Source organism: Shewanella sp. SR43-8 (assembly GCF_014163775.1).
GTDB classification, from domain to species: Bacteria; Pseudomonadota; Gammaproteobacteria; order Enterobacterales; family Shewanellaceae; genus Shewanella; species Shewanella vesiculosa.
Window position 1 is genome coordinate 148,551 of record NZ_JACJDX010000012.1, and the last position, 14,427, is coordinate 162,977.

At 41.8% G+C, this 14,427-nt stretch carries 7 protein-coding genes; 3 read left to right on the forward strand and 4 right to left on the reverse strand.

Annotated elements, in window-relative coordinates:
- Nucleotides 1–105: 105 nt before the first annotated feature.
- The 4 genes from H5114_RS16355 to fabB all read right to left on the reverse strand — a co-directional run bounded on the left by H5114_RS16355 (nt 106) and on the right by fabB (nt 8,419).
- Nucleotides 106–3,771, reverse strand: a complete 3,666-nt coding sequence (locus H5114_RS16355) for a FimV/HubP family polar landmark protein (RefSeq protein WP_182723488.1) — start codon at nt 3,769–3,771, stop codon at nt 106–108.
- A 290-nt stretch (nt 3,772–4,061) separates the two neighbouring features.
- A complete protein-coding gene (locus H5114_RS16360; RefSeq protein ID WP_124016162.1) occupies nt 4,062–5,078 on the reverse strand; it encodes an aspartate-semialdehyde dehydrogenase in 1,017 nt (338 codons plus the stop codon).
- A gap of 180 nt (nt 5,079–5,258) precedes the next feature.
- Entirely contained in the window at nt 5,259–6,395 is a 1,137-nt protein-coding gene (locus H5114_RS16365; RefSeq protein WP_182723489.1) for a 4-phosphoerythronate dehydrogenase, read from the reverse strand.
- A gap of 809 nt (nt 6,396–7,204) precedes the next feature.
- Nucleotides 7,205–8,419, reverse strand: a complete 1,215-nt coding sequence (gene fabB / locus H5114_RS16370) for a beta-ketoacyl-ACP synthase I (RefSeq protein ID WP_182723490.1) — start codon at nt 8,417–8,419, stop codon at nt 7,205–7,207.
- A 132-nt stretch (nt 8,420–8,551) separates the two neighbouring features.
- Between fabB and mnmC the strand changes: the two genes are divergently transcribed.
- From mnmC to H5114_RS16385, 3 genes are all read left to right on the forward strand, one after another.
- Nucleotides 8,552–10,642, forward strand: a complete 2,091-nt coding sequence (mnmC, locus tag H5114_RS16375; RefSeq protein ID WP_259395320.1) for an FAD-dependent 5-carboxymethylaminomethyl-2-thiouridine(34) oxidoreductase MnmC — start codon at nt 8,552–8,554, stop codon at nt 10,640–10,642.
- A 1,034-nt stretch (nt 10,643–11,676) separates the two neighbouring features.
- On the forward strand, nt 11,677–13,767 hold the full coding sequence (locus H5114_RS16380) for a LapD/MoxY N-terminal periplasmic domain-containing protein (protein ID WP_182723491.1): 2,091 nt from the start codon (nt 11,677–11,679) through the stop codon (nt 13,765–13,767).
- A gap of 3 nt (nt 13,768–13,770) precedes the next feature.
- Entirely contained in the window at nt 13,771–14,163 is a 393-nt protein-coding gene (locus tag H5114_RS16385; RefSeq protein ID WP_182723492.1) for a hypothetical protein, read from the forward strand.
- Nucleotides 14,164–14,427: the final 264 nt, after the last annotated feature.

A 14,427-nucleotide genomic window follows, 5' to 3' on the forward strand; every position in this document is an offset into this window, starting at 1 on the left:
GGCGCGCAGTTTATCACAAAAAAACGGCGCATGTATCTGCGCCGTTTGCTTTTATATGGTCAACATAAGCCTGTATTTTAAGCCTATGAGACCTCATTTAGTGGGTTAACTGAAACTGTTAATCAAATTCTTAGCTTCTAATTGTTGACGTTCATTACCGTCGATTTGCACTTCTTTTAATAATGCTCGAGCACTGTCTTGATCTTCAATTTCAATGTATGCCCTGGCTAAATCAAGTTTGGCATTAACAGAGTTTTCTTCATCATCAACATCAACCATATCTGGATTGCCGATTAACGAGTTTACAGAGCCCATATCAACACTAACGTCTTTATATTGATCTGTTTTATCGTCATCTTCATCTGCATCGTTCAACAATTTATCAATATCAATGTAGCCGTTTTCACGTTCAAAACGCATTAAGTCATCATCACTGGCTTTATATGCTGAAGATTTGCTACGTTCTTTTTCGTCAAGTGCCGCTAATGCTTCATCAACCGTTAAGTTGTTATCGCTAAGGATATAATCGTCTTCAGAGCTATAGTCATCATCATTGTCATCATCTTTTAATGACTGTGAAAATGCTGCCAATAAATCATCATCACTTACCTGTGGCTCATCGACTTCTTTTTCATCAGCCGCTGACTCTACCGCATTAAGTAAATCACTTTCCCAATCTAATAACTCAGGTTTAGGTTTGCTCGATTTAAGATCATTAAAGAAACCAGAATCTTTATTGGCCTTATTTTGCGCGACCGATGGCGGCGTATCGTCATCGTCCATTTGAGCCAACAATGCCTCAAGACCATCATCATCTGTCTCTGCCGCTATTTTAGTAGCAGGCTCTGGCTCAACCTCGGTATCGCTATCAACATCGCGGTCAGTCGCGCTGCTTGATGCTAATGCCGCCTCAAGTTCAGCTTCCAACCAGCTGTTATCTTCCTCTTCGCTGTCGATTGCAGTATCAACTTTGGGTTCTGCTGCCGCAGGAGCTTGGTTATCTTCAACATCATCGTCTGTTGAAGCTAAATCGGTTTCAGTTTCAGTAAGATATTGGTCAAACTCGTCAAATAATTCATTATCTTCAAGAGCTTCTTCGACAGATGTTGAGCTCTCAGCATCAGTGGCAGAAGGTGAATCGTCGGTTGCTTTCTCTTCAAAGCTGGCCAATAGAGCATTAATATCATCATCGATAGATTCATCATCGGCTACAAGTTCTTCAGCAGCGGTATCATCCTCTAACTCAGCGGCAATTTGTGCTTGTAGCGCAGCATTGTCCTTATCAATGTTATCAGATTCAATAACCGGGTCATTAAGGCTAGCTAACAATGCATCGATGTCATCATCACTGGTTTCATTATCGTCATCAGCATCAGTGATATCTTCATCAGTTAATTCTGCAGCAATTTGCGCCGCTAAATCATCATCTTCTTCGGCAAATGTAGAATCAATAACCGGTTCATTTAAGCTCGCCAATAATGAATCAATATCTTCATCGCTGCTCTGTTCATCCTGGTCATCTGCATCGTCTTGTAACTCAGCAGCAATTAACGCGGCAATGTCATCATCATTGTCAACTGAATCGCTGGTAAGAGGTGCCAATTCGTCTGCTTCAGCACGGTTATCGCCGCTATCTTGCGAACCGTCTTGATCACTCTCATCTTTGGTGGCAGATAAGCCAGCAAGCAGCTCGTCAGCATTATCATTGGTGTCATCTGTGGATATAGCGTCATCTGCAGATATAGTCTCATCCGATTCAGCAGGCGTATCACCAGACTCGCCAGGCATATCAAATTCAGCTAACAATGAATCGATATCATCCTCGGCTGTGGCCGCTTCGGGTTTACTCTCTGCAGGCGCAGCATCAGGCTCAGCCGGCATATCAAATTCAGCTAATAATGAATCGATATCATCTTCGGCTTTGACCGCTTCGGGTTTACTCTCTGCAGGCGCAGCATCAGACTCAGCTGGCAGATCAAATTCAGCCAATAATGAATCGATATCATCTTCGGCGGTGGCCGCTTCGGGTTTACTCTGTGCAGGCGCAGCATCAGACTCAGCTGGCAGATCAAATTCAGCCAATAACGAATCGATATCATCTTCGGCTGTGGCCGCTTCGGGTTTACTTGCTGCAGGTGCAGCATCAGACTCAGCTGGCAGATCAAATTCGGCCAATAACGAATCAATATCATCTTCGGCGCTATCCGCCATAATGGGTTTATCAGCATCATCAGACTCAGCCGGCATATCAAATTCAGCTAATAAAGAGTCAATGTCATCTTCGGCAGTTGATTGCTGAGGTTTTACAGCAGCAGCTGCAGCAACCGACTCTGCTGGCATATCAAATTCAGCTAATAACGAATCAATGTCATCTTCGGCAGCTGCATCTAAAGCATCAGTGTCATTATTTACAATGTCGTCAGCATCTAGCTCAGCTAATAAGCTGTTTATATCATCCTCTGACCCGGTAGAATCTAGGGATTGATCAGGATCATCATCTAACCCAGCAAGCAGACTGTCTAGATCATCGTCATCTTCAAGCGGTGGCAGATCAGAATCTTGATCATCCATGGCTTCAGCCCATAAATCATCTAAAGAAGTGCCCTCATCTTCAGGCACTTTTTCATCAATGAACATATCTGAAGCCATGTCCATCTCAGCATCACCGCTCATTTGGACTTCAGGCTGTAAATCAACGCTATCTAAATCCAATAAATCATCAATCGACTCTTCATCATCAGTATCTAAATGAACCACTATATCGTCAGAGTCGTCAGCTGCCTGTGTTGGATCGAGCGCTTTCTCGGCTTGAGCTTCTGTATTTGCCTCAGACTGCTGAGACTTCTTACTCCGGCGACTGAGTAACCAAAATATAAGTCCAAATATCGCCAAAAGCGGCACCGATGCAGCCAAGATCAGCAACATAGTGTTGTCCATTAAGCTGCGCCAAAAGTCAGTCGGCTCCTCAATAACGGGCGCAGCATTCTCGCCTTGATCTACGAGTTTTTTATTTTCTAAACTTAGGGCATCAAATTTTTCGCGTAATAACTGTAAATCTTCTTCAAGCGACGAAATGTTTAATGACATTTGTTCAATTTTGTTTTTCAACGCTTGATTGTCATTGTTACTGACCATTAACTCATCTTGTGAGCGCGCTAACTCATCGGTAAGCATTAATGTTTTTGCATTCGCTTTATCTAGCGAGCTGTTTAGCTCACTCACTTCAACAACATTCGCTTGGTTAATCGCTTTGGTTTGAACCTCAACAGCAGGGGGTTGTGGGGCTATTTGCAGTGGTTTTGTTGCTGTAGGTTTTTTGGCAATATCCACTTTAGGAGATTGCACCGGTTTGCTAGCGGGACGGGGCTGAGTTTGTCTACTCATGCGGCTGTCATCTTGCTCTGCGCGGCGTTTAGCGACATCATTGGGAATAGCGGCTATCTCATCGGCAGAAGGAATCAGTAATATCATTCCTCGCTCTAATGTATTGTAATTATTACCGCTAAATGCGTGCGGATTAGCATCAAATAACGCCGCCATCACTTGATAAACACTAACCTTGTCACTGGGTCTGACTTTTTGCGCAATACTCCAAAAGGTATCTCTTGACGTCGTCGGACCATATTGGCGTTTGGCTGGTTGTTTAACCTCGCCATTGGGACCAGTAATTTTGAGCGTTTCAGCTTGTGCCGACTCAATAATTTGTACACTGGTTAAGCCAACGGCTGTGCAGGCGATCAAACCTACAATATATGAAGTACGCAAAGTCATCCCATCCTTCCCATTTAGCGCTATTGAGTTACCGACTTGGCAACAGGCTTTAGGCAATTTTTATCGTTAGTATTATGGTCGTTAACTATATCTGATCACATCCATGATGAGCCAATTTCGCAGGCAATTTCAATGTTATTGATGTTAAAAATGATATGTTTACGACTATAAACTAGATTTACCACACCTGCTACTATTGGGATCAGTAAAACGAAAAAAGCCTGCGCATTGCAGGCTTTTTAAACTAAATCGCGTAACTGATTAAGTCATTACTGATCATAAAAACGTGACTAGTAATAATCTCTAATCAAAATCTCGGCGATTTGCACACTGTTTAATGCTGCACCCTTACGAATATTATCGGCAGTAACCCATAAATTTATACCGTGAGAATGAGAAATATCTTTACGAACACGACCAACGTAAACAGGATCGTTACCAGCGGCTTCAGTGACAGCTGTTGGATATTCGCTATCATCGTCAAATAATTCTACGCCAGGTGCGTTACGTAATACGGCTTTAACATCTTCGGCATCAACAGGTTGACGAGTTTCAATGTGGATAGCTTCTGAGTGACCATAAAAAACAGGCACGCGCACAGCCGTTGGATTAACGACAATTTCATCGTCACCAAAAATTTTCTGCGTTTCCCACACCATTTTCATTTCTTCTTTGGTGTAGCCGTTTTCCATGAACACATCGATTTGCGGCAATACGTTAAATGCAATTTGCTTTGGATAAACCGACGGCTCTGAAGGCAAACCTTGCAGTAATTTAGCTGATTGACCGGCTAACTCATCAATCGCCTTTTTACCGGTACCCGATACAGACTGATAAGTCGCCACGTTAATACGTGAAATACCAAACGCATCATAAATAGGCTTGAGCGCCACTAACATTTGGATGGTTGAACAATTAGGATTGGCGATAATATTGCGATTTCGAAAATCAGCAATCGCTTCTGGATTAACTTCAGGCACGACCAACGGCACATCAACGTCATATCTAAAATGTGAAGTATTATCGATGACAACACAACCTGCTTCACCTGCAATAGGCGCCCATTTAGCCGAAACATCGCCACCAGCAGAAAAGAAACCAATTTGTGCTTGGGTCCAATCAAACGTTTCTACGTCAAGAATTTCAACTTGTTTACCGTGAAAACTGACCGTTTCGCCAGCACTGCGACTGCTCGCTAATGGAAACAACTTAGCAACCGGAAAATTACGCTGCTCGAGGATCTCAATCATAGTTTGACCCACTGCGCCCGATGCACCTAAAACGACTACATTAAATTCTTGAGACATAATTAACGCCCGACTCCATATTTTCCAGTTTGAACAATCAATCTACCTTAGTTTAGTTGTGCTTTACTAGGGTTAATGTACTAAAAAAGCCGACTTTGAAGTGATTTTTTCTCAACTGGCTAAAATTACTGTTTTTTAGCCTTAATCTGTGCGCTTGTCGGCAATATTCACATTAGCTTATCAATTAAAACCTAAAGCATTCAGCATCGATGGGTTTATCGAACCAGCAGATAAATAGTCCACAGATTGCGTTAATGAGATAGCACTATATTCACGACGATAAGTGTGATTTTTTCGCATTAAATCAAAACCTGTCGCGGTTGAAAAACACCCCCTAAAGTTAAAATCATCATCACGTAAATCATAGACCAAACGCGACAATTTCAGCAATTGGCCTTCAGTTAAATCGCCTTGGCTAACAATTTGGTTAAATTGAAACGCCGGTAATAAACTCTCCAATGATTTCTTTACTGGAAAATCAAGTAACTCACACCACTTTTGATACAACATAAACGTACCGCGAGCTTTGCCTTCAAGGCTATAACCAGCAATATGCGGTGTTGCAAACTCTGCTAAAGCAACTAATTCGGCCATTGGGTTAGGTTCACCTTCCCACACATCAAGCACTAGTTTGACATCATCGCGTTGCTGTTTAAATTTGATCAACGCTCGGTTATCAATTACCTCACCTCGACAGCAATTTAGTAACCAAGTATTGGGTTTTAACTTATTCAGTCTAGTTTCATCAAACAAGTACCAGGTTTTGTGCTCACCTTCTTTGGTGATAGGCACATGCAAACTGATAATATCGGCCTGCTCAATAATCGTATCAAGTGACACAAACTCACGGGTATCACCTTGCAAGGCTTTAATGGGGTCACACAACAACACTTTTAGCCCATAAGCTTGCATACACTTCGCCGCTGCAGTGCCGGTATTACCAGCCCCGACAATCCCCACCACTTTACCGGCTAAAGACTCACCAAAACGCTGAGCTAATTCCAACATGGCAATAAAAGCATACTCACCGACTGCTGTGGCGTTACAACCAGGGGCGTTAGTGAAGTAAATATTGCGTGTCGAAAGATACTCAACATCAACATGATCGGTACCAATGGTCGCACTGCCAACAAATTTAAGTTTATGTGCATTGTTAATTAATGCAGCATTCACTTTCGTCACCGAACGCACCAGTAACACATCGGCATCTTCGACTTGCTTAGTGGTCAAGGTTCGGCCGTTTACATATTCTATCTTGCCTAAGTAGCCAAATAAGGCATCAACATAAGGCATGTTTTCATCGGCAATTATTTTCATTTGGGTATCTTATTCACTGCGAGTTTAACGACATGGCATCGCGTTTTTTTATGGCCAGTATCTTATACCAAATTCACCCAGCTCGTCATTCCCAAGATCGGTTATTGGGAGTCCAGCGGTAGACTTTAATGTTATAGCCCCTAGCAGCAAAGCGACATCGGCTATATTGAATGAAAAGCTAAAGCCAAGAATGGATCCCGGCTCAAAAGCGTTACCGGGATGACGTAAGTGAAAACATTACTGATGACATAAGTGAATACATTACTGGAACGACGAATAGGACGACATAACGTTGGCTCGAGGAGTAGGACAAAACGGCATTGGCCTAACTGATATGGAGAAACAGTGTTGGCCTAACGGATAGGACGACATAACGTTAGCTCGAGGAATAGGACAAAACGGCATTGACTCAACAGATAGAACGAAACAACGTTGACCCAACGGATAAGGAGAAACAGCGATTGCCGATACCAAGAACAGTCATCATGAAGTTTTCCGTCATCACGGATCCACAACACCGTTATCACAGACCCAATACAGTCATCACGGATCCCCAACGCCGTCATCCTCAAATGATTTATCCCTGATCAGAAACGCTGCCGGCACGGATTCAACTTTGGCTTTTTGCTTTTATAGCATGTAGCCGCAAAGCGACCTAGCATCTAGGCATTTAGCCTTTCCTATAGGCGCAGCGCTCGCTTGTAATCGCCTGTTATCGCTTTTTCTCTAGGTAAAAGGCAACAAAAAAGCCAGCAAGGTTACCCAAGCTGGCTTTAACATCATTCGCGGCTTAAGCCACTAACAACGCATTATGCTTTATATTTACGCATCACTAATGTTGCATTAGTGCCACCAAAACCAAAGCTGTTGCTCATAATGGTGTTCAACTCAGTGTTACGCATTTCACGAACCACTGGCATGCCAGTCGCTTTTTCATCAAGATTATCGATGTTGATGCTTGGCGCAATGAAACTGTCTTCCATCATGATCATGCTATAAATCGCTTCATGAACACCCGCAGCACCTAAAGCGTGACCCGTCAAAGACTTGGTTGACGCGATAGCTGGCATTTTTTCACCAAATACTTCGCGTAACGCTTCAAGTTCACGCATGTCACCTACTGGAGTAGAAGTACCATGAGTATTGATATAATCAACCGGCGTATCTACATCGGCTAATGCCATCTGCATACAACGCACCGCACCTTCGCCAGACGGAGCAACCATGTCATAGCCATCAGATGTTGCGCCATAGCCAATAATTTCAGCATAAATCTTCGCACCACGTGCTAATGCATGCTCTAATTCTTCAACAACAACAATCCCGCCGCCGCCAGAAATAACAAAACCATCACGGTCAGCATCATAAGTACGAGACGCTTTTTCAGGGGTATCATTGTATTTAGTTGATAACGCACCCATAGCGTCAAAGCCCATGGTTAATGTCCAATCAACTTCTTCAGCACCACCAGCAAACACCATATCTTGCTTACCCATCTGGATAAGTTCAACAGCATGGCCAATACAATGGGCCGAAGTGGCACAAGCTGAACTAATTGAATAGCTCATACCTTTAATTTTAAACGGTGTCGCCAAGCAAGCACTTGCGGTGCTAGACATAATACGAGGTACTATATAAGGCCCTACACGCTTAACGCCTTTTTCACGCAGCGTATCAGCAGCCTGAACTTGGTTTTTTGACGATGCGCCACCCGTACCAGCAATCAGACCGACACGGAAATTAGAATACTGTTCTTCTGTTAAATTAGCATCAGCAATCGCTTCCTGCATAGCTATGTAAGCATATGCAGCAGCATCGCCCATAAAGCGAAACGCTTTACGATCGATATGATCAGCTGGGTTCATTTTAATGTCGCCCCAAACTTTACTGCGTAATTGCATTTCTTCAAACTGTGCCGAGTGAGTAATACCGCTACGACCCGCTTTCAATGACTCTGTCACTTCTTGCTTGTTATTGCCGATACTTGAAACAACACCCATTCCGGTGATCACGACTCTTTTCATTTTTATACTATCCATTTGGTACATGTCGGTACTTAATTGTGGCAATCATAGCTGCTTTAACGCAATTAAGTGGTCAGCTTTCCATAAACGCAGGTAAAATAATGCCAACTTATCGGCTCTGAGTAAAATATTTTGAATAAAACTACTTTGTTATCTACATCTAACAACTTACACACATTACCAATCTGTGAATTGTTAGGCGACAACGTCAATCAAAACAGTCGATATTCACAACAAGTTAACCACTATATCAGTACTGTATTGCAAACCAGTGACTATGATGCAAAATCTAACCGCAATCAGCGTGAATTATTAACGCTAGGTCAATTTGGTTTTGGTAATGGTCATGAAATCATACTGCTATTAGCAGCCTTACAACAGGTAAACCTGCAAAACGACTTAAAACAGGTCCACAAACGAGTTCATATTAGTGTATTTGAACCCATCGCCATAAACCGCAAGCAACTTGAACATCAATGGCAACAACAAGGGCTACTAAATACACATCATCCACTATGCCCTTTTGCTCACGCTTTGCTCGATTGTGAAATAGCTGCAATCGAAGGTTGCCAACGCCTAAGTCTCCTGCAAAGCCAAGTGACGATTGACCTGTATCAAGGTTCGCCACTGGAGCAAGTTAAAACTATCGCCACGCCGAATAAACAAAGGATAACACATTGGTTTGCCCTACCCCATACGAGCCTAGATACTCATTCGGATCATTATTTTAATCAGCAACTGCTTTGGCAATGTGGACGCATTAGTACTGATAATGCAACATTTTTTGCCAGTACAAGTCATGACGATGTTGCGCTATCCATTAATGAGCAATTATCACGTTGCGGTTTTTTAACTGCCACATCATCGCAAGAAAATGATGACATTGCTATCGCAGAACGTCAGGCACTGAGACAACAAACCCGCCAACAATTTGCTTATAACCCCATGCCTCCTTTACCTTCTAGCGACGGCAGTCCTGTCGCTATTATAGGTGGCGGCATTGCTTCAGCAAGCCTTGCCCTATCTTTAGCTGAACGCGGTAAAGACGTGGTTATTTACTGTAAAGACGACACACTAGGACAAGGCGCCTCGGGCAACAAACAAGGCGCTATTTATCCGTTATTGACGCCAGAAAATGGCCCACTAAGTCAGTTTTTTCAACAAGCCTTTCTATACAGCCGACGAAGAATTCAGGCTTTAGCGGATAATGGATTTAATATTAGTCATGACTGGTGTGGTGTTTTGCACACAGGCTTTGATCAGCGCAGCCAAACAAGATTAGATAAAATCATTGATGGTCAAGCATGGCCAACTGAAATTGCTTTTAAGGTAAACCCGAGCCAAGCGACACAACTAGCCAAAGTGGATATCGATAAGTCGGGCTTTTATTATCCATTAGGTGGCTGGGCCTGCCCGTTTGAATTCGCACAAGCTAGCATTATCAAAGCACAATCATTAGCCAAGGTTCACGTTATCTATAATAGTGACATTAGCTCACTGGAATCACATCCATCTGGCTGGCAACTGCTTAGTGGCGAAAATAACACCCTTATAGCAAGCCACGACCAGGTGGTCATTGCATCAGGTGCTGAACTGACTCGCTACAAACAAACAAAACAGCTACAAATCACCGGTTTTAGAGGCCAAGTGAGCCATGTTCCTCCACAAGGTGAATTGGCACAACTCAATACTGTTATCTGCGCTAATGGTTATCTTACGCCACAACACAATCAACTTCATTGCGTGGGAGCAAGCTATGTCAAAGACCCTAAGCACTTAGATTTTTGTCCAGTAGAACAACATGAAAACAGTCTAAAAATGCAACAAAGCTTTCCCAATTCAAACTGGCCAAACGATATTGATGTTTCAAACAACGATGCCAGAGTTGGCGTAAGGATGGTCAGTCGCGATCATTTCCCAGTAATGGGCTGCGTACCTGATGTTGACGCGTTATTTACCCGATATGCTGTGCAGCAGCAATCGAAAGACAAGCCTAGCCTATGGCAACGTTACTGGCAAACAACACCAGCACCAATTTATGACGGATTATATGTATTAGGAGGACTCGGCTCACGCGGCCTCAGCTCAGGCCCACTCGTAGCCGAATGCTTAGCAGCAAACCTCTGCGGCGAACTATCACCACTAAGCCTAGAGCTACAAGCTCTGCTCAGCCCCAACAGAATGTGGCTGCGTAAACTGCTAAAAGGAAAGGCGTTGATGTGAGAAAGCGATAACAAGCGATATAGAAGTAGAAGTAGAAGTAGAAGTAGAAGAATGAACAGATAACAAGAAGATACAATGATGGTAGGCGATGAAAATTCAAAATCATAAAAGCTGGATTCCCGATAATAGATTTTGGTGATGACGGCGTCGTTGAGCCTAATGATGGCAGCGTTTATGAACCTAGCAGTGACGCTGTTGATTAATTCAATAATAACTGCATCTCTCTATTTCGGGATGACGGCTATTTAGCTAAAAAGACACGCTACCACCCCTAGATTACTGTTTCCAGATTACTATGATGCGTTTCAAATTATCTGTTTCTTTGAGGTTTAACGCTTCAGAACGAAACAATAGAGGTCCCTTGGTAAATGCTTTTTGATCACTACTGAATCAGGCTATAGTTTCAAACCAGTTTGAGCATAATTGAAACATGATTTTACTGCTTGTTAGCAACATGCTTAACTAGCCAACAAACTTATGACGCACTACTTGACCACTTGTATGTTGAAGCTTTGGATGATTAGCTATCTCCAAGCTCTAAAATCAGTGAGGATGTTTGACCACGTAATATTTAATAAAAATTAAAAATCATCATTAATTGTATGTTTCTATATTGATATTCGTAGTGAATAGATTTTTTTCTACGCTTAATCTGACTGTTCAGGACAAAATTTGTGTTGAAATTACCTATTGACCCATTGGGTTAACCAAGTTGCATGCCAAAAAATTGACACAACCAAAACCATTCGTTTAATTACTTTTGGGTTAAAATGATACTAAATTCGTATGTTGCCGTTTTACTTTGTGGTGATACAGATATCCATTGATACAATTCGTCATTTTATTGTCGTTTTAAAGTTAACTAGATTATGATGTGAGTTATTATTACTACATTTATGTATATTTTTATACTGAGCTAAGTTTGCTGTGTTTGCCATGGATAAATTCACACGTGGTGGCACTAAAAACTGGACTGATTTAATAAATCGAATTGAAAATGGCGAATAATCGTTACAAATGCGCTGGAGCAAACCATGTTTTCTAAAGGAATGTCGTTACGATTTCAGTTGTATCTCCTAATAGGTTGTTTATCGATTTTTAGCTTTGGCGCTACGTTATACAATAATGTATCGAATATGCGTGGCTATTTAAATGAGCAGTTGGCATCTCATGCACAAGGTGCTGCACACAGTTTAGGATTATCGATATCACCTTTTATGGATGAAGAAGGCCTGGTAATTGCAGAAACAATGACCAATGCTATTTTCGATTCAGGCTATTATCAACACATCACATTTACCGATCTTGATGGCAAAGTATTATTTGAACGCACCAACCCTCAAGGTAACTTTGCTGTACCAGAATGGTTTATCAGTTGGTTTACGCTGCATCCTCCTGTAATGACCAGTGAAGTGAGTGACGGCTGGCGTATTGCCGGTAAACTGGAAGTGCAATCGCATGCAGGTACGTCATATAAAAGTTTATGGGATCATGCGGTTAGTAATTTAACTTCAACGTTATTTCAACTTGTTATAGCCCTATTGTGTGCTTACTTCATTTTAAAGTCGGTATTAACTCCTCTTAATAGTATTGAGAGACAAGCTGAGTCTGTGATTCAAAAACGCTTTGAGCTTAATCCTATTAAGCCCTTTACCACTGAATTACGTACTTTAGTTAATGCGATTAATCGTATGATTGAGAATATTCAGCGATCATTTAACGAACAAACTCAATTGGCAGAAACCTTGTCGCGTGAGGTTTACATTGACTCGCATACTGGGTTGCCAAATCGCCGAGCATTGTTAAAAAAGTTTGAGTCGATTCAAGCTGAATATGAACAACACGGAAACCGCTTTTATCTAGGCTTGTTGTCGATGACCTCTTTAAAGCAGGTGAATGACGATGAAGGTTATGGCAGTGGTGATGACTATATTTTATCTGGAGCACAGCTTTTTAGTAAGCAGATAAACAGTTTACAAGAGTCGACTTTATACCGTATTTCTGGGTCTGAATTTGCCTTTTTGAGTTCACTTACTGAAGATGAAGCCAAAGAAGTCGATGAGCACATTGCTGAGAGTATTTTGATTGAAAGTTCATCACGTTTTGATAATGGCTTTGCAAAACATAGCCTCACCCGCGTAAACCATCAAGAAGACTTTGCTGATGTCGTTATGCGTTTAGATAATCAGCTTGTTCATAATCAATATGCAGATAAGGCCAAGGGGCTCGTTTCTGCTCAGGGTATGCAAAAGAATCATTCACGTGAAGAATGGGTTGGAATTTTGACTCAGTTTACTGAGTATTTCAAAAACGAAATTAACCACTCTAGCAGCAAAGATTTTGCCATTAAGTGTATTCCGTTAGATAAATTATTCGATTTAATGCTCCAGCCTGTAGTAGATGATAATCAATCGATTTTATATGTTGAGTCGTTTGTTCGCTTTAAAATAGCGGGAGAAAATTTATCAACTTTAGACGTGTTTGCCATGGCTGAAAGATTGGGCTTGTTGCAAGATCTTGAACAAGCTGTTGTGTGTTTTATTTTTTATAAGCTGCAACACATTGAACACACGCGTGTGGCGATTAACATTAGTAACCGTGCGCTACATAACCCAGTGTTTACCGATTGGTTGTTTGATTTATACCAAAAATTGCATAGAACCCTTCCACCACTTTTGTATGAATTTAACGAGTCTGGTGCAATGCTTTCGCTTGAATCGACAGAGAAGTTTATTAGCCGAGCGAAACAATTAGATATTGATATTGCCATTGAACGTTTTGGCTCTAGCTTGAGTTCATTTTGCTACATCAGAAACTTAAACATTGATTACATTAAGATTGATCCTAGTTATGTGCGTGACATAGCTCAATCTGACACACGCTTTTTTGTTCAAACGGTGATTCAAATTTGTCATGGTATTGGCATTAAAATCATCGCACCACAGGTAGAATCAGTCGTTATAGGTGAACATTTTTCACTCATGAATATCGATGGTTTACAAGGTAATGGATTGTATGCTGTACGAAATTTCAGCACAATTATTCCCGTTAATGCTACAAGTACATGGATCAGCGCATTGCAACTGAATAACTTTAGTTATTCAACAAACATCAAGGCAGAATAAATAATGCGCAAAAATAAATTAACCCTGTTATTGGTTTCAGCATTATTGACTTCGGGCATGTCTGCCACCGTTATGGCTGAAAATACTTTAATCGCTAGTACTCAAAATACTCCAGTTTCAGAAGCTGCAACACAATTAGCTAATTATCTTGTTGCCGCTAATGGCGATGAAGCATTGATAATCGAAGCATTAAAAGCTGCTGTTGCTGCAGGTTTGAGCTCTGATGACATCTTAGCTATTGCGATTGCTAACGGGATTGACCCTGCTATTGTTGCAGCCAATCTTGAAGATGCACAAACTGCTGGCGGCGGTGCATTTGGTGCAGCTCCAGCTCCAGGTGGCCCAGGCTTCGGCGGCGGCTCAGGCGGCGGCGCTGGAACAATATCTAGCAACTAATTTTTTAACGCGATTTCGTTTTAATACAGTTTACATAACTACAAAACGAATTTGCTTTAAACAAAAAAACAGCGCAATTTGTGCTGTTTTTTTATGGCTAAAATTCAATATATTCTTTAGCCGCCACACAGAATCATTATCCAATCGTTATTCCCGAGATCTGTTGTATGGTTCTAGCTGTTGATTAGATTTGGGTTCCTAAGTTCTAGGTTTCGCCCTACCCGCACGTCATCCCTGAGTGCTTGTATCAGGGATCCAGGTGTT